The organism is Citrobacter braakii, from assembly GCF_002075345.1.
Taxonomy (GTDB): Bacteria; Pseudomonadota; Gammaproteobacteria; order Enterobacterales; family Enterobacteriaceae; genus Citrobacter; species Citrobacter braakii.
On the sequence record NZ_NAEW01000001.1, the window covers coordinates 421,140 to 437,994 of the forward strand.

16 protein-coding genes and 1 pseudogene are annotated in these 16,855 nt (G+C 49.5%); 9 read left to right on the forward strand and 8 right to left on the reverse strand.

Translation table 11 applies throughout. The features are described 5' to 3' along the window. The first annotated feature begins 124 nt into the window (after positions 1-124). Positions 125-832, forward strand: a complete 708-nt coding sequence (locus BZK42_RS02250; RefSeq protein WP_046275924.1) for a CTP synthase C-terminal region-related (seleno)protein — start codon at positions 125-127, stop codon at positions 830-832. Positions 833-869: 37 nt separating this feature from the next. On the opposite strand, the gene BZK42_RS02255 is transcribed toward BZK42_RS02250, so the two are convergent. Then, a complete protein-coding gene (locus BZK42_RS02255) occupies positions 870-2,057 on the reverse strand; it encodes a CynX/NimT family MFS transporter (RefSeq protein WP_080858687.1) in 1,188 nt (395 codons plus the stop codon). A 99-nt stretch (positions 2,058-2,156) separates the two neighbouring features. Between BZK42_RS02255 and BZK42_RS02260 the strand changes: the two are divergent. After that, positions 2,157-2,955 (forward strand): annotated as a pseudogene (locus BZK42_RS02260) (AraC family transcriptional regulator). Here BZK42_RS02260 and BZK42_RS02265 read toward each other — a convergent pair. From BZK42_RS02265 to dgcJ, 3 genes are all read right to left on the reverse strand, one after another. Continuing rightward, complete coding sequence (locus BZK42_RS02265; protein WP_016152803.1) at positions 2,932-3,378, reverse strand: DUF441 domain-containing protein; 447 nt, start codon at positions 3,376-3,378, stop codon at positions 2,932-2,934. The pseudogene BZK42_RS02260 and the gene BZK42_RS02265 overlap by 24 nt on opposite strands. 137 nt (positions 3,379-3,515) lie before the next feature. After that, positions 3,516-4,019 carry a YbaK/prolyl-tRNA synthetase associated domain-containing protein gene (locus BZK42_RS02270; protein ID WP_080858688.1) on the reverse strand — a complete coding sequence of 168 codons (504 nt, stop codon included), beginning with the start codon at positions 4,017-4,019 and terminating at the stop codon, positions 3,516-3,518. A gap of 44 nt (positions 4,020-4,063) precedes the next feature. Then, positions 4,064-5,554, reverse strand: coding sequence for a diguanylate cyclase DgcJ (dgcJ, locus tag BZK42_RS02275; RefSeq protein WP_016156302.1), 1,491 nt, complete (start codon positions 5,552-5,554; stop codon positions 4,064-4,066). Between the two features lie 165 nt (positions 5,555-5,719). Between dgcJ and BZK42_RS02280 the strand changes: the two genes are divergently transcribed. The 3 genes from BZK42_RS02280 to BZK42_RS02290 are packed head-to-tail and all read left to right on the forward strand — an operon-like array spanning position 5,720 to position 7,597. After that, positions 5,720-6,490: a class I SAM-dependent methyltransferase gene (locus BZK42_RS02280; protein WP_047358594.1), complete on the forward strand. Its 771-nt coding sequence runs from the start codon at positions 5,720-5,722 to the stop codon at positions 6,488-6,490. A gap of 22 nt (positions 6,491-6,512) precedes the next feature. Further along, positions 6,513-6,923 carry a hemerythrin domain-containing protein gene (locus tag BZK42_RS02285; RefSeq protein WP_080858689.1) on the forward strand — a complete coding sequence of 137 codons (411 nt, stop codon included), beginning with the start codon at positions 6,513-6,515 and terminating at the stop codon, positions 6,921-6,923. 35 nt (positions 6,924-6,958) lie between these two features. After that, a complete protein-coding gene (locus BZK42_RS02290; RefSeq protein ID WP_016156305.1) occupies positions 6,959-7,597 on the forward strand; it encodes a CatB-related O-acetyltransferase in 639 nt (212 codons plus the stop codon). A 75-nt stretch (positions 7,598-7,672) separates the two neighbouring features. On the opposite strand, the gene BZK42_RS02295 is transcribed toward BZK42_RS02290, so the two are convergent. Both BZK42_RS02295 and yeaG read right to left on the reverse strand, forming a co-directional pair. Next, complete coding sequence (locus BZK42_RS02295) at positions 7,673-8,956, reverse strand: YeaH/YhbH family protein (protein ID WP_016152809.1); 1,284 nt, start codon at positions 8,954-8,956, stop codon at positions 7,673-7,675. Between the two features lie 123 nt (positions 8,957-9,079). Next, positions 9,080-11,014, reverse strand: coding sequence for a protein kinase YeaG (gene yeaG, locus BZK42_RS02300; RefSeq protein WP_016152810.1), 1,935 nt, complete (start codon positions 11,012-11,014; stop codon positions 9,080-9,082). A gap of 434 nt (positions 11,015-11,448) precedes the next feature. Between yeaG and BZK42_RS02305 the strand changes: the two genes are divergently transcribed. From BZK42_RS02305 to BZK42_RS02320, 4 genes are all read left to right on the forward strand, one after another. Continuing rightward, a complete protein-coding gene (locus BZK42_RS02305) occupies positions 11,449-12,195 on the forward strand; it encodes a MipA/OmpV family protein (RefSeq protein ID WP_016152811.1) in 747 nt (248 codons plus the stop codon). Between the two features lie 579 nt (positions 12,196-12,774). Beyond that, positions 12,775-13,017 carry a hypothetical protein gene (locus BZK42_RS02310; RefSeq protein ID WP_053389182.1) on the forward strand — a complete coding sequence of 81 codons (243 nt, stop codon included), beginning with the start codon at positions 12,775-12,777 and terminating at the stop codon, positions 13,015-13,017. Between the two features lie 10 nt (positions 13,018-13,027). Further along, positions 13,028-13,381 (forward strand): hypothetical protein, encoded by a 354-nt coding sequence (locus BZK42_RS02315; protein ID WP_080858690.1) that lies wholly within the window; start codon positions 13,028-13,030, stop codon positions 13,379-13,381. Positions 13,382-13,559: 178 nt separating this feature from the next. Then, the gene (locus tag BZK42_RS02320) at positions 13,560-14,414 is read left to right on the forward strand and encodes an aldo/keto reductase (RefSeq protein WP_080858691.1); all 855 of its coding nucleotides are present in this window, start codon (positions 13,560-13,562) and stop codon (positions 14,412-14,414) included. A gap of 95 nt (positions 14,415-14,509) precedes the next feature. Here the strand turns inward: BZK42_RS02320 and BZK42_RS02325 are convergent, their stop codons facing one another. Beyond that, positions 14,510-15,394, reverse strand: a complete 885-nt coding sequence (locus tag BZK42_RS02325; RefSeq protein WP_080858692.1) for a D-hexose-6-phosphate mutarotase — start codon at positions 15,392-15,394, stop codon at positions 14,510-14,512. 199 nt (positions 15,395-15,593) lie between these two features. Further along, positions 15,594-16,589: a glyceraldehyde-3-phosphate dehydrogenase gene (gapA, locus tag BZK42_RS02330; protein ID WP_003030697.1), complete on the reverse strand. Its 996-nt coding sequence runs from the start codon at positions 16,587-16,589 to the stop codon at positions 15,594-15,596. Positions 16,590-16,855: the final 266 nt, after the last annotated feature.

Sequence of the window (16,855 nt, forward strand, 5' to 3'; positions counted from 1 at the left end):
ACGTGACAATTGTAACATTCTGCCCGTCCTGACTCCCAATTTAAGGGATTGTGATACCAACAAAAAATCGGTAGGCTGAGGCTCCTTATATTGTCCCTCATTGTCTGGACATAAGGAAAGCTTAATGGAAATTTCCCCGTTTAAAGATACGCTTCGCATTGCGCTGGTGGGTGATTACAGCCCTGATATTGTGGCGCATCAGGCCATTCCTCTTGCTATCGATGATGCCGCTGCCGTCCTGGAATTAGTGGCTGATTATGACTGGCTAACCACCTCTGATATTAGCAGCAGTGAAGATCTGATTGGCTATGATGCTATTTGGGTCGTTCCTGGCAGTCCATATCGGCACCTGGAAGGCGCACTGATCGCGATCCGCTACGCGCGTGAAAACAGCATCCCATTCCTCGGGACCTGTGGCGGTTTTCAACATGCGATTCTGGAGTATGCCCGCAACGTGCTGGGCTGGAGTGATGCTGCCCATGCGGAAACGGATACCACGGGGCGGATGGTCATCGCACCGTTGACCTGCTCGCTGGTAGAAAAAACGGATGATATTGAACTGAGGGCCAATACGCTGATTGCCAAAGCCTACGGACGGGGTGTTATCTCCGAGGGGTATCACTGTAACTATGGCGTATCGGAAGATTTTGCCGCCGAGCTTGAGAGCGGTGATCTTCGTGTGACTGGCTGGGATGAGGCGGGTGATATCCGTGCCATTGAGCTGGTGACGCATCCTTTTTTTGTCGGCACACTCTTTCAGCATGAACGTGGAGCGCTGGCGGGAAAACCCGTGCTGTTAGTTCAGGCAATGCTGCGCGCTGCGCGAGGATAAAAAAACGGGCAGGTTGTACCCAAACCTGCCCGCTGCATTATGCGCTTGCGATCTCCCGATTACGCCCTGCGCACAGACCAAACACCGCCATCAGTATCGCTAACACGGCAACCCCAGCTAATGGAATCAGCCAGCTACCATTGAGGTCGTGAATCTTACCCATCAGCGGTGGCCCACAGGCGGCCAGTAAATACCCGACGGACTGTGCCATGCCGGACAGGGCCGCGGCCTGATGCGCTGAGCTTGCGCGCAGGCCAATAAAGGTCAAACCAAGGATCATCGTGGCGCCTGAGCCAAAGCCAAACAGTATGGTCCACAGCAAAGCCTGCCCGGGCATTACCGCGAATCCCGCTGCGCCGACGGCGCACATTAACGAAACCAGTGCGGCGATGGCGCGCTGATCCTTAAATCTGTTCAGGACGAGAGGGATCAATAACCCCGGCGCGGCGGTTGCCAGTTGCAGTAAACCATGCAACGAACCGGCCTGCACTTCGCTGTAGCCGTGGCTGATTAAAATGGCAGGTAGCCAGCCAATAATCACGTAGTAGATAAGTGAATTGATCCCGAGAAACAGCGTCACCTGCCAGGCGAGGCTCGAGCGCCAGATCGCGCGGGAATGCAAAGCGCGCGAGTTGCTCAAACTGGCATTGGCCGTCTGGCGACATTGGGGTAACCAGATAATCAGCGCCAGCAGCGGAAAGACCATCAGTACCATCAGCGCACCGCGCCAGCCAAACCCGTTCAGCGCCAGCGGAACCACAATAGCTGAACCCAGTGCCGCCGCTGCGCCCATAGTCAGCGAGTATGCGCCAGTGAGTTTTGCCACATGCTGAGCAAAATCACGCTTAATCAGCCCAGGTAACAGCACATTTCCCAGCGCGATTCCGCAACCAATGATAGCGGTACCGCTAAACAGGAAACCTGGCGTGGGCAGAGAACGTATCGCAATACCTGCGCAAATCAGTAGCATTGCGGCAAACAGGCTGCGTTCGATACCCCAACGGCGTGCAACGGCGGCGGCCAGAGGCGATACCAGTGCGAAGGCCAGCAGCGGCAGGGTGGTCAGAAGTCCCGTCTGGGCGGTACTCAGGCCGTAGTCGGTGCGAATTGCATCCAGCAGCGGGGCGGCTCCGGTAAAGGTGACGCGCAGCGTGGTGGCAATCATCAGGATCCCCGCGATCAGCCAGGCTGCGTTTTTGCCGCGGGAGGAAGGCATATTTGTCATTTTTTTCTCATATCGTCAGGCGAGGCGATACTTTAGCGTTTTTACTCAATGGATGAATCAAGCTAAAATGACAGTTTATCGCTAAAAACGGACATTTTTATGTTAGGACTGAGGCTGGATGGGTATGAGCCCGACCTTTACCACGATGCGGCGGTGGCGTTTTGTATACAGGCCCGGGAAGATGAACTCTTCAGTCCGCTGCATCAGCACCGTAAGGGGCAGTTGATTCTGGCCTTGCATGGCGCGATCACCTGTGAGGTTGAAAATGCCATGTGGATGGTGCCTCCACAATATGCGGTATGGATCCCCGGTGAAATTCCACACAGCAATCACGTTACCGTTGGGGCGCAACTGTGCTTTTTGTTTATTGAGCCGCAGGCAGTAGTGATGCCTGAACGCTGCTGCACCCTGAAAATCGCCCCATTATGTCGGGAGCTCATTCTGGCGCTGGCGTCCAAAACGGATGATCAACGGCTGGAGCCGTCTACCCAGCGGCTGACACAAGTGCTATTTGATGAACTCCCGCAGCAGCCGCAGGAGCAAATGCAGTTGCCGGTTTCCGATCACCCGAAAATCCGCAGAATGGTCGCGACGATGGCGCGGGAGCCCGCGCAGTGGCAGACGCTGGGACAGTGGGCCAGCGTATTTGCGATGAGTGAGCGGAACCTCGCCCGTCTGGTCGTTAAAGAGACGGGGTTGAGTTTTCGCCGCTGGCGTCACCAGCTTCAATTGATTCTGGCGCTGCAGGCGCTGATAGATGGTCATAACGTGCAACAGGTTGCGCAAATGCTCGGTTACGATTCGACCACGGCATTTATCACCATGTTCAAAAAAGGCCTGGGACAGACTCCAGGCCGTTATCTGGCTGGACTGGCTACTGCTTCCCAACAATCAATGACACCAGACCTGCCGCAATGAGCGGTCCCACCGGCACACCGCGAAATAGCGCCACGCCCAGAACTGTACCCACCAGTAAACCAGCCACAAGCTGAGGCTGGCTACCCATGAGCGTGACACCGCGCCCGCCAAGCCAGGAGACGAATACCCCGATGGCAATAGCGACCAGTGATTTCCAGTTCACAAAGGAGTGGATGAGCGTGGAGGGGGGGAGCGTTCCGCTGGCGATCGGCGCCATGACGCCAATGGTTAGAATTATAATCCCGACGGTCAGGCCCTGTTTTTCTATCCATGGAAAGAAAGTATTCAGAGGGGTAACACGAACAATGATCAGCACCAGAATTGAAACAGCGACAGTGGTGTTGTGGCTGACAAAGCCCAGAGCTGCCAGTCCGAGCAGGATCAGCAGAGTGACATCAAACATCGTAGTTTCCTTGCCAAAAGAAAAAATAAGCCTGCTTACTGTACGCGTAAACGCGTGACGGAACAGGCTTTTTTTAATGATTATGATTTTTTTTGGGCTAATGCACGATGCTACGCTTTTACACCTGACTCGGGCGGCTATTGTACGCGGCGGAACGGGAGTAATTCCGGTTGCGCGATACGTAGGTAATCTGCGGTATCCATGATCACGGATTTTTCCAGCACTCCGGCATTGAACGCAATTTCATTAAAACGCTCAAACAATAGCGGATCGGCGACCAGCTTAAGTTTTGGATGGAAGCTAAACGGTGGGATAGCGCCAAATACGCAACCTGTCAGTGCATCGACTTCCGCCGGGCTGGCAAGTGATGCTCTTAACCCGCCGATATGACTGGCTAACAGGCTCAGGTCGGCCTGCTGGTCGGCAGGAAGAATCGCCAGGACATGCTGATTAACGCCGTTGCCTTTGACCTTACAAACCAGCGCTTTTGCTCCCTGGCCCAGTGCGGTACCGCGAATTTCAGAAACCGCTTCACATTTGCCGACCGCTTCATGGCTTACCACGCGATACGTCGCGCCTTGTTCTGACAACAGCGAAATTAAACGCTGATGCGTTGCGTTACCTTTGTTCACTTCCGTCATGACTTACTCCTGGTACAACAATGAAAATCCTGTCAGAAAAATGATTACGCATCCGCGCGTTTTTTCTGTTTGTTCAGGTAGAGCTGTGCATCGGATGCTTTGTAGGCATCATCAATGGTGTCGTTTGGCTGCATATTATAAATCCCTGCGGAGAAGCTGATTGCTCTATCTTGCGCAATAATTTGTAAGTTATAGCGAATCCTCTCCAGCAGACGTGGCGTTAATTCAGCGGGGTAATCGATGAGGATAATGCAAAACTCATCCCCACCGAGGCGGATGGCATAGTCGTTTTTGCGAATCGAGGTTTGAATGGCTCTAGCCAGAATGGTGATAATTCGATCGCCTTCCTTATGCCCCAGCGTATCATTAATGACTTTTAGTTTATCGCAATCAATGGCGATAAAGGTCACGAGGGTGCCCGCGTTTACTAACTGCTGTAAACGCTGTTCGAGCGTCGGCGTTAAAATTTTGCGGTTGTAGAGCCCGGTCATCGCGTCACTGATATTTTCACGCGTGACGTTGTGATACAGCCGAAAATGCGTTCTGACCATATTCAGCAACAGTATTGTCGCTAGCAGATAGAAGGCGAATACTTTCCAGGAGGAGACAATAAAGTACATAAAATCAAGCGATAAGGTGATGCGTATACCGCCGGGCATGTCCTCCTGGTAGTGAACATAGCTAAACAGATTGTTCTCACTTTGGTGAACGAGTATCTCTTTACCTGAGTTGATGTCCGAAAGCGTCACGTTAAGATAGCGCCAGACGAGAGGGCGGTCGCTGGTATAGAAAATATTCTTTAAATTCTCTTTGTTAATATCCACCATCACCACGCCTTTTAACTTACCGGCATAGTAGACCGGTGTTAAAAAGCTCATCACTTTTTTCTCGGTCAGGTTATCTTCATAAATACGGGAGATTACCGTGCGGCCAGTGAAAATACCGTCAATATCATTCTGGTTGATACCCAGGTTTCCTTTTTGCAAAAACGACCAGTTGTGTATCGCAAATTTCCGCGAATCGACCAGATCAAAGAAATAGACGTAGTTATTTTTGAGATCGACGTAATATCGAAATTTATACTCCTGCATACCTAAACCATGACCGTAATCTTTCTGCTCACGATTAACGTTTACCGCCCGGTCAAAAGAGGGCAGTAGAAATATGTCTTCAAGTTTCTCGCTACATTTTGTGGTGGGGGTTTGCAACGTACCGTGTAATGGTAGGTAGTTATGCTGGGTGAGGTTGAGCCCATGAGTGCCGTTAACGCTGTCGAAAGCGTTGCAAAGTGCTTTTTGTTGCTCGATAGAAGCGGGTACCTGGGGGGATGAAAATGTGCGCATCAGATGGGCTGCAATACTTTGATTAGTATACTTATCATAGAGAAACGATGAGTCGGCTTTCTCATTGATATAGCGCATGTACGCATTCATTGCTTTATCGCTGGCAATGAGCTCATAAACCAAAAAAGAAAATGTCAAAACAACTACGCTGACGGAGATAAAGAGCCTGAGCGCTTTATGATGCAATTGCATAATGATGTACAGCCCTGTAAGTCTGATACTTCAGTCTATCACACGGCATTCATCCGCTCTAACGCTACTGGGAAGGGCATTTTGTAATAAAAATCATTCGCGTGCTTCACCTTTAACTCTTATTGTTGTATTTATAATGCAACTTATAAGAAAGGAGACAAGCAGATGAGCGCGACTGATAAAGCGGGCCATACGTTCTTAGCCAGTCTGGGCAAAACCCGTCTGCGTCCGGGGGGCGTTGAAGCAACAGAGTGGTTGTTCAGCCAGTCACAACTGACGCCCGACAGCCAGGTGCTGGAAGTGGCGTGTAACATGGCCACTACGGCGATAGAGTTAGTTCAACGTTTTGGTTGTACGGTATACGCCATTGATATGGATAAAACCGCACTGGCAAACGCCAGAAATAACGTGGCGGCAAATGGTCTGGAAAATCACATTCACGTTATGGCAGCTAACGCTAACACCCTTCCATTTGCGGATAACAGTTTCGACGTTGTGATCAACGAAGCCATGCTGACAATGTATGCCGATAAAGCGAAGGCGAAGTTAATTGCCGAATATTATCGCGTATTGAAGCCCGGCGGGCGTCTGTTAACTCACGACATTATGTTCACCGCACAAAAACTGGGCACGGGCGAGCAGGGCCAGCTTGTAGAGGTAGTGAAATCAAACGTTAGCCCGATGACCAGCCAAGGCTGGCGCGATTTATTTCTGAACGGTGGGTTTGCACAGGTCTTGCAGCAGAATGGTGATATGTCGCTGATGTCGCCGCGAGGATTAATTCGTGATGAAGGGCTGACTGGGGCGGTTAAAATTGTGTTTAACGGCTTACGCACACGCGAAAATCGTCGCCGGTTCCTGAAAATGTTTCGCTTCTTCCGTTCGCAACGTCACCAGCTAAACTACATTGCCTGCTGCTCCGTAAAGGGAAAATAAAAAAGGATAAAAGGATAAAAGGATGAATATTGATAAAATGAAAAATCAGCATGTTGAAATTCTGGAAAAAATATCATTTCTACGTACCTTGAGCCATGCAGGCGTATCATCCAATGCCCAGGAAATTGCAACTGCGATCGTTAGCATGAGTGCCATTATAAAAACACATTTGTCTGCTGAAGATCAGTTCCTTTATCCACATATTGAGCAGGATGGAAATAGTACGCTCAGACAGATTAGCTCAAAATTTCAACGTGAAATGACGGATATCGTCAGCGAATATGAAGTTTTTTCCCGGCGCTGGAATATTGCCAGTAAATTAAAAGGTAATGATGAGGCATTCAGACGTGATGCCAACAATGTTCTACGCAAAGTGTATGAGCGTATGCAAAAAGAAAATAAAGACTTCTATCCGCTGGTGGAAAGGATGTAGGGTGTTTTAAAACACAATGATAAAAGGATGGCGAAGTGTCAGAAAAACACTGGTCGAGAATGGAGTACCTTCATCAGACAGTGACCAACCCTAATATAGTTATTAAGGGTACGCATAGCTATTACAGTGACTGCTGGGATCATGGATTCGAACGTTCGGTGGTGCGGTATTTACTCGGTGATGAGATCAGCCGGGACTGGGAACCGCTTGGGCATTTGGATAAGTTGATTATTGGGAATTTCGTCTGCATTGGCGCTGAGAGCGTTATTCTGATGGGGGGAAATAGTACGCACCGGCTTGACTGGATCAGTCTTTATCCCTTTATGGCGTCGATCAAAGATGCCTACGAGTTTCGGGGTGACACGGTGTTGCATGATGGTTGCTGGTTAGGCATGCGCGCCATGATCATGCCAGGCGTTACGCTCGGGGAGGGCGCTGTTGTCGCAGCAGGTGCGGTGGTGACTAAAGATGTGCCACCGTATGCGGTAGTCGGCGGTAATCCGGCAAAAATAATAAAATATCGCCTGCCGGTGGGGGATATTGAACGAATACTGGCCCTTAATTTGTATCAACTTCCGGAAGAGTCGCTCGTGAAAATGCAACCGCTGTTGTCTTCTGGCGATATTTCCGCGCTCGAAGTGGAAGTGGCTAGCCTGAGACAAAATGCTAAATGACATAACATGTGGTCGAAACGCGAGGTCATAAAAATCAACCAGAGGAGATAACCTCTGGCTGATTTATGTATGTGATTAGCTATTGCTGGTTGTACTTTGCTTATGAAACAGTTCGCGAAAGACCGGATAAATATCATCCTGGTCGCGGATATGCTGCATCGCAAAGTTTTCAAACGTTGATTGCAGATGTTCGTATTCACGCCACAAGGTCTGGTGCGCGCGGCGGGTGATTTCGATATAGCTATAATATCGCACCATCGGCAGCAGTTTTTTCGCCAGAATCTCATGACACAACGGGGAATCATCCGCCCAGTTATCACCGTCCGAGGCCTGTGCGGCATAGATGTTCCACTGGGCCGGGTCGTAACGGTCTTTTACCACTTCATCCATTAACTTCAGCGCGCTGGAAACAATGGTTCCCCCGGTTTCCTGAGAGTAGAAGAACTCGTGCTCATCCACCTCTTTCGCCTGGGTATGGTGGCGAATATAAACCACTTCCACGTTTTTGTAGGTCCGACTCAAGAACAGATACAGCAAGATATAAAAACGCTTGGCCATATCTTTGGTCGACTGATCCATTGAACCGGAGACGTCCATCAGACAGAACATCACTGCCTGGCTGGAAGGATCGGGCCGTTTTTCATAATTCTTGTAGCGTAAATCAAAGGTGTCGATAAACGGCACGCGTTCGATTTTTGCCCGTAGTTCGGCAATCTCTTTGCGTAACCGTTCCTCTTCCAGCAACTGCGCTGGTTCACTTTTTGCGATGGTTTCCAGATCCGCTTCGAGCGCATGCAGTTCGCGACGCTTACCTGCCGTCATCGCTGTGCGGCGCGCCAGTGAGTTTTGCAGGGAGCGAACCACGCTAATGTTGGCAGGCACGCCGTTAGAGGTGAAACCTGCCCGGTGCGTTTTGTACTCCGTTAACTGACGCTGCTGATTCTGCTTCAGGTTAGGAAGTGCTAAATCTTCGAACAACAGATCGAGATATTCATCTTTAGAGATCTGGAAGACGAACTCATCCTGACCCTCGCCATCCTGGCTGGCCTGGCCTTGTCCGCTTCCTGAACCACCGCCGCCGCCCTGCGGGCGTTCAATGCGGTCGTTCTGCACAAAATGGTCGTTACCCGGATGCACGCGATGGCGCAAGCCGCCACGCCCCTGATGGAACATCGGTTCGCTAATATCATCAGTCGGAATAGAGACAGATTCGCCGCTATCCACATCAGTCACCGAACGCTTGTTAATGGCCTCGGAGATCGACTGTTTAATTTGCGATTTATAACGGCGTAAGAAGCGCTGGCGGTTTACCGTGCTCTTGTTTTTGCCGTTAAGACGCCGGTCAATAAACCAGGTCATAAGCCCCCCGTACTGCATTTGCCAACTTTATGCTACATCAGTAACGCCGGATGCGCTGAGCATATCCGGCCTACGGATGTGTATTGTAGGCCCGGCAAGCGTACACGCCTCCGGGCACTTTTTTTAAGACGATTTACGTACGCGCAAATACCATTCGCACAGTAAACGTACCTGCTTACGCGTGTAGCCTTTTTCCATCATCCGGTCGACAAAATCGTCGTGTTTTTTCTGCTCGTCAGTTGAGGTTTTGGCGTTGAACGAAATGACCGGCAGCAGCTCCTCGGTATTGGAGAACATTTTCTTCTCAATGACCGTGCGCAGTTTTTCGTAACTGGTCCAGTTTGGATTGCGACCGCTGTTATTCGCTCTGGCACGCAGAACAAAGTTGACGATCTCGTTACGGAAATCTTTGGGGTTACTGATACCCGCCGGTTTCTCAATTTTCTCCAGTTCTGAGTTCAACGACTCGCGGTCAAACAGCTGACCGGTATCCGGGTCGCGATACTCCTGATCCTGAATCCAGAAATCCGCATAAGTGACATAACGGTCGAAAATGTTTTGTCCATATTCGGAATAGGATTCGAGATAAGCCGTCTGGATCTCTTTGCCGATGAACTCAGCATATTTCGGGATCAGATAGCCTTTCAGGAACTCAAGGTAACGTTCTGCCAGCTCCTGCGGGAACTGTTCGCGCTCGATTTGCTGCTCCAGTACGTAGAACAGATGCACCGGGTTAGCTGCCACTTCGGCGTGGTCAAAGTTAAAGACGCGTGAGAGGATCTTAAACGCGAAGCGCGTGGAAAGACCGTTCATTCCCTCATCGACCCCGGCGTAATCCCGATATTCCTGATAGGACTTCGCTTTTGGATCGGTATCTTTCAGGCTTTCCCCATCGTAAACACGCATCTTCGAGTAAATGCTCGAGTTCTCAGGCTCTTTCAGGCGAGAAAGAATGGTAAAGCGAGAGAGTGTTTCCAGCGTGCCCGGTGCGCAAGGCGCATGGGTCAGCTCACTGTGGTTAAGCAGTTTTTCGTAAATTTTGATCTCTTCGGAGATCCGCAGGCAATAAGGCACTTTGACGATGTAAACACGGTCAAGGAACGCCTCATTGTTTTTATTATTACGGAACGTCACCCATTCGGACTCGTTCGAGTGGGCAAGAATAATTCCGTTAAACGGCAGGGCAGAGATACCTTCTGTCCCGTTGTAGTTTCCTTCCTGGGTTGCGGTCAGCAGAGGATGCAGCACTTTAATTGGTGCTTTAAACATCTCAACGAACTCCATAATCCCCTGGTTTGAGCGGCACAGTGCGCCCGAATAACCGTAGGCATCAGGATCGTTCTGGGCGTGGTGTTCGAGTTTACGAATATCCACTTTCCCGACCAGCGCAGAGATATCCTGGTTGTTTTCATCACCAGGCTCCGTTTTGGCAATAGCGATCTGCTCCAGAATAGACGGCCAGACTTTGACAACGCGGAATTTTGTAATGTCCCCGCCAAAATCATGCAGACGTTTTGCAGCCCAGGGCGACATGATCGTACCGAGATAACGACGTGGGATCCCATACTCTTTTTCCAGGATCTGCGCATCTTCCTGCGGGTTAAACAGGCATAACGGATGATCGTTTACCGGGCTACGCTCGCCGTTGGCGCTCAGGACATAAATCGGTACTCGCTGCATCAGCGACTTCAGCCGCTCAGCAAGAGATGATTTCCCCCCTCCCACAGGCCCCAGCAGATACAGAATCTGCTTCTTCTCTTCCAGACCCTGAGCCGCATGCTTCAAATAAGAAACAATCTGCTCAATGGCCTCTTCCATGCCATAAAACTCTTCAAAAGCAGGGTATCGTGCAATCACCCGATTCGAAAAGAGTCGAGAAAGACGAGGTTCGTGGGCAGTGTCGACCATGACAGGCTCACCAATAGCCATTAATAGCCGCTCTGCCGCATTGGCATAAGCGCTGCGATCTTGCCGACAAGTGGTAAGAAACTCCTGCAGCGTGAACTCTTCGTCCTTGGCAGCTTCATAACGCTGGCGATAGTGATCGAATATATTCATGGTATGCCGTCCTTTCGTTTTTTTAGCACATGTTAAGAGCCGTTCATATGAATAGTAGAGGCCCCTGAAGAGGTAAACTGAACGACGTCGCTGCTGAAGAAATAAGCAACTCTCATGCCATTGTGGTGGTCAGGAGATCAACGTATTCGGTGATACACCTTCTAAAATTAAGCGTAGATGGCATTTGCAAAACTTGCCTGTGTGCGCAAATGAATTTCAATGGCATATCAATAACTCATCAGCAAAAAAAGCATATCTTTTGTAAATCTATGGGGCAGGATTCATGCGGTGTTCACTGTCCTGCAAGCAAAATGTCATCACTCGCTGAGAAATTAGGGGGTTACATTCTGGGGCGAATCCGTAAAATAGTTGGGCTGAAGCGTATTGACGGTTAAACTTTGACCGCTACACATTTAAATAAGGAATTATTGACTGTGACCAAACTCAAACTTCTGGCACTTAGCGTGCTTATCGCCACTTCCGCTAACGTCGCACAGGCAGAGAGCAACCTGACGCTGGGCGCAGGCGTTGGTGTGGTTGAGCACCCTTACAAAGATTACGATAGTGACGTTTACCCGGTCCCGGTTGTGACTTATGAAAGCGATAACTTCTGGTTCCGTGGTCTGGGCGGTGGTTACTACCTGTGGAATGACGATACCGATAAGCTGTCGGTGATGGCCTATTGGTCGCCAATGTACTTCAAACCGGGTGACAGCGACGACAACCGTCTGCGTAGTCTGGATAAACGTAAGAGCACCATGATGGCTGGCCTTTCTTACATTCACAACACGCAATACGGTTTCCTGCGTACCAGCCTTGCAGGCGATACGCTGGATAACAGCAATGGTATTGTATGGGATCTGGCGTGGTTATACCGCTATACCAATGGCGGTTTGACGTTGACTCCGGGGATTGGTGTCGAGTGGAACAGTGAAAACCAGAATGAATACTATTATGGTGTTTCACGCCATGAATCTGCCCGTAGCGGCTTGCGTAGCTACGATCCTGAAAGCTCCTGGAACCCGTATCTGGAGCTCAGCGCAAACTATAACTTCCTGGGCAACTGGAGCGTATACGGTACTGCGCGTTATACCCGCCTGTCTGATGAAGTGACAGACAGCCCGATGGTGGACAAATCCTGGACGGGTCTGATTTCAACGGGTGTTACCTACAAGTTCTGATGCCACTGCGTGTCAAACACTAGCCCGCAGAGATGCGGGCTTTTTTGTGCATATCAGAGATGAATATTGATCCAAAACATGTGATTTGATTTTTTGTGCTGTTTTGGCATTACATCGGCCGCAACAAATAGTTAACGTATTTTTCCTGCCGCAATTACCAAAATTAAACCTGTTGTTTGATGAGACTGAAATCTATTCGTTTGTGAATGGAAGAGTATCTGTACAGTTTCACGAATCATTGTTCTGGGAGAGTGATTTCTGGTTGCGCAATATATTGATAATATTCTATTTTATAATCACGGTATAATTTTATCGTGAAACTCTCGCCACTAAAAATAGCAAGGTAACTATTTTATTATTGTTGTGTAACGATGAAAGTTAACTTTCATTTGAAAAAAATAAAATCATTAAGTTAATTTTTATTTTACATCTTTTAGGTATTTATCTGAAAAAATTAAAATTGACATTAAATAAGCGATTGCAGATATTACTCCAACTTAATAAGTAAAGACAGTAACGCTGCATGGCTCAGATATTAAATGTCATGTGGTTTTCTTGCGAATAAACCTGGTAGAGATAATGAAAAAGTTAATCATGATAGCAGTGATGGGTGGGATTCTGACGGGATGTTCCACCGAGGCTTCACGCATGAGTGCTTGCGAAAGCAAGGGCGTGAGCCGCGATGCCTGCTATATCGCTGAGCAAAACCGTCAGGCGACAATCAATGCCGTAGCTGAAAAACAAGCTATGGAGAACGCGCAAAACTTATATAACTCAAATGATACTAATTCCAGTCATCACCACAAACACAATAATTATTAAGGTGTAACTTATGAAGAAATTAATAATTATCGCTGTACTGGTCGCAACATCTGCTGCTGCACCAGCCTATGCCATCAGCGAGGCTTACCGTCAGCAGTTACAGCATGAACATAAAACGATGGTCAGCGATGCTAATGCTCCGCTGCAAGCCAGTAAAATCACACCCGTGAATGTGAATAAACTGGGCGTAGACTTTAAACGTGGCGCTGATGGTATTGCTTATATTAATGGCAAAGCTGCGGCAAATGATGAGAACAATGCAGACGCTCAGTCTTATAGCGCGGGCTTGATTTCCGTCATTGTCTATAAAAACGGGAAAATTAACGCGATGAAAGAGGGGAAATATTTAGGTCGCTTAAAATAACCGCAGTGCAGTTAAGATTTTCTGTCATTCGGCCCGGGAGCATTGTTTGTTCCCGGGTTTTTTATTGCCGTTGCCATAGCGGTCAACTTCCAATCTTAGAAGGTGCAATTTGTGCACCCTAACAGGACACATGCCAGTTGTTTTGCTTTACTGTGGTGCATTAACACAGGAGGGCGCGATGACAGCGAAACAGGTGATGTTTACAAAGCAGGTATCGCTGCCTGCTATTGGGCAGGGAACATGGTACATGGGCGAGGATCCTGGCCGACGCCGGGAAGAGGTTTCAGCGCTGCGGGCTGGTCTGGATCTCGGTCTGCGGTTGATCGATACCGCCGAAATGTATGCAGATGGTGCAGCGGAAGAGGTAGTGGGTGAAGCATTAACCGGGCGTCGTGATAGCGCTTTTTTAGTCTCGAAAGTATACCCCTGGAATGCCGGTGGTCAGAAAGCCATTGCCGCCTGTGAAGCGAGCCTGCGTCGACTAAAAACCGATTATCTGGATCTCTATTTGCTCCACTGGACGGGCAGTTTTTCATTTGCTGAGACCGTGGATTCCATGGAAGCACTCATTGCGCAGGGGAAAATCCGCCGCTGGGGCGTCTCTAATCTCGATTACGATGACATGCAGGCGTTATGGCAAGTCACAGGTGGGCGGGAATGTGCCACTAACCAGGTGCTTTATCATTTAGCATCGCGCGGTATTGAATATGATTTACTGCCGTGGTGCCAGCAGCAGCAGATGCCGGTCATGGCTTACAGTCCGTTGGCTCAGGCGGGGCGATTGCGCGGTGACTTGCTTTCTCACTCTGTGGTGAACGACATCGCGCACGCGCACAATGTTAGTGCTGCGCAGATTTTGCTGGCATGGGTGATTCGTCTGCCGGGCGTGATGGCGATTCCAAAAGCGGCAAGCATAGCGCATGTCGAACAAAATGCCGCCGCGCTGGAGATAACGCTCTCTGTTGATGAGCTGAAGCAGTTAGATAAAGCATATCCAGCGCCAAAGGGTAAAACGGCGCTGGATATGGCCTGATTTGCCGAATGGCGATGCTCACGCTTCTTATCCGGCCAACGCAATGTTTGGTAGGCCGGATAAGGCGCAAGTTCCGTCAGGCTACAGACACAATTTTAGCGTTTAGCAACGCGGATAGTTTGTGCCAGGCGTGATGGTTTTTCTTCGCGGGTTTTCTGCGGCGCGGTTGCGTAAGCCGTCTCTACGCAAACAAACGTTTTATAGCCGTCATCCGGCATGTCGCCCATGCTAACGGACAGCGCCGGACCCGGGTTCCAGCCCACGACATTCAGATGGTGATGATGGACAACGTCAATATTGCGGTTGAGCGCATCATCATGGATAACGCTGCACGCTTGCGGATTCAGATAGACACGATCGGTGCGGTCCGGGAAGGTCTGGATACCATCAGCCAGCACATCTTCTTTAGCATCATTCACTTTGTCGATCAGGCGATCGCCAAGTCCACTGACTTTTACTGCCGCAATGTCACCGACGTTGAAATAGGTATGCAGCGCAGAGGTGGTTTCAAATTCACCGTGGGCTTCCAGTTCCATTTCACAGGTGGCACCTACTTTGAAACGGGCCAGCAGGCAGAACTCGTGCGGCCATAGCTGACGCGTTTCAGCGTTGCTTTGCAATTCAAACGTCAGCACCACGCCATTGTCGTCTTCGTTGTGCGCTTTCAGCGTCCATGGCAGGTTGCGGGCAAAACCATGAGAAGGCAGACCCTGCTGAGCAGCCGGGCCAAACCACGGCCAGCAAATTGGTACGCCGCCACGCAGCGCTACGCCGGCTTTAAACGGGGTATTGTTACTTAGCCACAGGACTTCCTCTTCGCCGTTGGGTTTCCAGGAAAGAAGATGTGCGCCCTGCAGTGCGAAAGATGCTTTAACCTGTGGATGATCGACCACAAGAATCTCAAGTTCATCAAGCTGGCGGCGGGAGAGGACCGGGGTAATTTGTTCGATTACCGGAAGTGCAAAAATTTTATTAATCATTATGCAATCCTTTTTTTTACCCTAAATAATTCGAGTTGCAGGACGGCGGCAAGTGAACGATCCCGATGAGCTTACAGAAGTAAGTGATTCGGGTGAGAGAGCATTGCCAACACACCGGTAACTTGAAGTATGACGGGTATCTTCAGGCAAAAAAAAGAGCGACCTGAGTCGCTCTTACAGATTACTGTTTCATCTCAACTTATTTGGAGATGTGAGCAATCAGGTCCAGAACTTTGTTGGAGTAGCCGGTTTCGTTGTCGTACCAGGATACCAGTTTCACGAAGTTGTCGTTCAGTGCGATACCAGCTTTAGCATCGAACACGGAAGTGCAAACTTCACCGTTGAAATCGGTAGATACTACGTCGTCTTCGGTGTAACCCAGAACGCCTTTCATCGGGCCTTCGGAAGCAGCTTTGATTGCTTTCTTAATTTCTTCGTAAGAAGCAGCTTTTTCCAGACGAACGGTCAGGTCAACAACAGATACGTTCGGGGTAGGAACGCGGAACGCCATACCAGTCAGTTTGCCGTTCAGTTCTGGCAGTACTTTACCTACAGCTTTAGCAGCACCGGTAGAGGACGGGATGATGTTCTGGGATGCGCCGCGGCCGCCGCGCCAGTCTTTGTGAGACGGGCCATCAACGGTTTTCTGAGTAGCGGTGGTCGCGTGAACAGTAGTCATCAGACCTTCGATGATGCCGAAGTTGTCGTTGATAACTTTAGCCAGCGGAGCCAGGCAGTTAGTGGTGCAGGAAGCGTTAGAAACGATGTCCTGACCTTCGTATTTGTCAAAGTTAGCGCCTTTAACAAACATCGGAGTGTTATCTTTGGACGGACCAGTCAGAACCACTTTTTTCGCGCCAGCAGTGATGTGCTTACGAGCGGTTTCATCTGTCAGGAACAGGCCAGTAGCTTCAGCTACTACGTCAACACCAACTTCGTCCCATTTCAGGTTAGCCGGATCACGTTCAGCGGTAACACGGATTTTTTTACCGTTTACGATCAGATGACCGTCTTTCACTTCAACGGTACCGTTGAAACGGCCGTGAGTGGAGTCATATTTCAGCATGTAAGCCATGTAGTCAGCGTCTAACAGGTCGTTGATTGCAACGATCTCGATGTCAGAGCGTTCTTGAGCAGCACGGAAAACAATGCGACCGATACGGCCAAAACCGTTGATACCTACTTTGATAGTCATATATTCCACCAGCTATTTGTTAGTGAATAAAAGGTTGCCTGTAAAATTACAAAAACCTTACGCAGCGTCAAGCGGAATCGTGTCAATCATTGCGACAAATCAATCTGCTGCTTAAGCTTTGCGCAACTGACTCGCCTCACTCTTCCTTTGGGCTTGAAACCACATGGGGTCGGCGGCCCGAATTTTAAAGGGCAATCAAGATAAAAACGTGATTGTGATCACGAATTGCAGGCTGCCATTTCGCACGGATCAAGTTTAGAACAAAA

What these genes read in the sequence shown, in the direction of transcription:
- BZK42_RS02250 (WP_046275924.1), top strand. Translation starts at nt 125, where the DNA reads ATGGAAATTTCCCCGTTTAAAGATACGCTTCGCATTGCGCTGGTGGGT.
- BZK42_RS02255 (WP_080858687.1), bottom strand. Translation starts at nt 2,057, where the DNA reads ATGACAAATATGCCTTCCTCCCGCGGCAAAAACGCAGCCTGGCTGATC.
- BZK42_RS02265 (WP_016152803.1), bottom strand. Translation starts at nt 3,378, where the DNA reads ATGTTTGATGTCACTCTGCTGATCCTGCTCGGACTGGCAGCTCTGGGC.
- BZK42_RS02270 (WP_080858688.1), bottom strand. Translation starts at nt 4,019, where the DNA reads ATGACGGAAGTGAACAAAGGTAACGCAACGCATCAGCGTTTAATTTCG.
- dgcJ (WP_016156302.1), bottom strand. Translation starts at nt 5,554, where the DNA reads ATGCAATTGCATCATAAAGCGCTCAGGCTCTTTATCTCCGTCAGCGTA.
- BZK42_RS02280 (WP_047358594.1), top strand. Translation starts at nt 5,720, where the DNA reads ATGAGCGCGACTGATAAAGCGGGCCATACGTTCTTAGCCAGTCTGGGC.
- BZK42_RS02285 (WP_080858689.1), top strand. Translation starts at nt 6,513, where the DNA reads ATGAATATTGATAAAATGAAAAATCAGCATGTTGAAATTCTGGAAAAA.
- BZK42_RS02295 (WP_016152809.1), bottom strand. Translation starts at nt 8,956, where the DNA reads ATGACCTGGTTTATTGACCGGCGTCTTAACGGCAAAAACAAGAGCACG.
- yeaG (WP_016152810.1), bottom strand. Translation starts at nt 11,014, where the DNA reads ATGAATATATTCGATCACTATCGCCAGCGTTATGAAGCTGCCAAGGAC.
- BZK42_RS02310 (WP_053389182.1), top strand. Translation starts at nt 12,775, where the DNA reads ATGAAAAAGTTAATCATGATAGCAGTGATGGGTGGGATTCTGACGGGA.
- BZK42_RS02315 (WP_080858690.1), top strand. Translation starts at nt 13,028, where the DNA reads ATGAAGAAATTAATAATTATCGCTGTACTGGTCGCAACATCTGCTGCT.
- BZK42_RS02320 (WP_080858691.1), top strand. Translation starts at nt 13,560, where the DNA reads ATGACAGCGAAACAGGTGATGTTTACAAAGCAGGTATCGCTGCCTGCT.
- BZK42_RS02325 (WP_080858692.1), bottom strand. Translation starts at nt 15,394, where the DNA reads ATGATTAATAAAATTTTTGCACTTCCGGTAATCGAACAAATTACCCCG.
- gapA (WP_003030697.1), bottom strand. Translation starts at nt 16,589, where the DNA reads ATGACTATCAAAGTAGGTATCAACGGTTTTGGCCGTATCGGTCGCATT.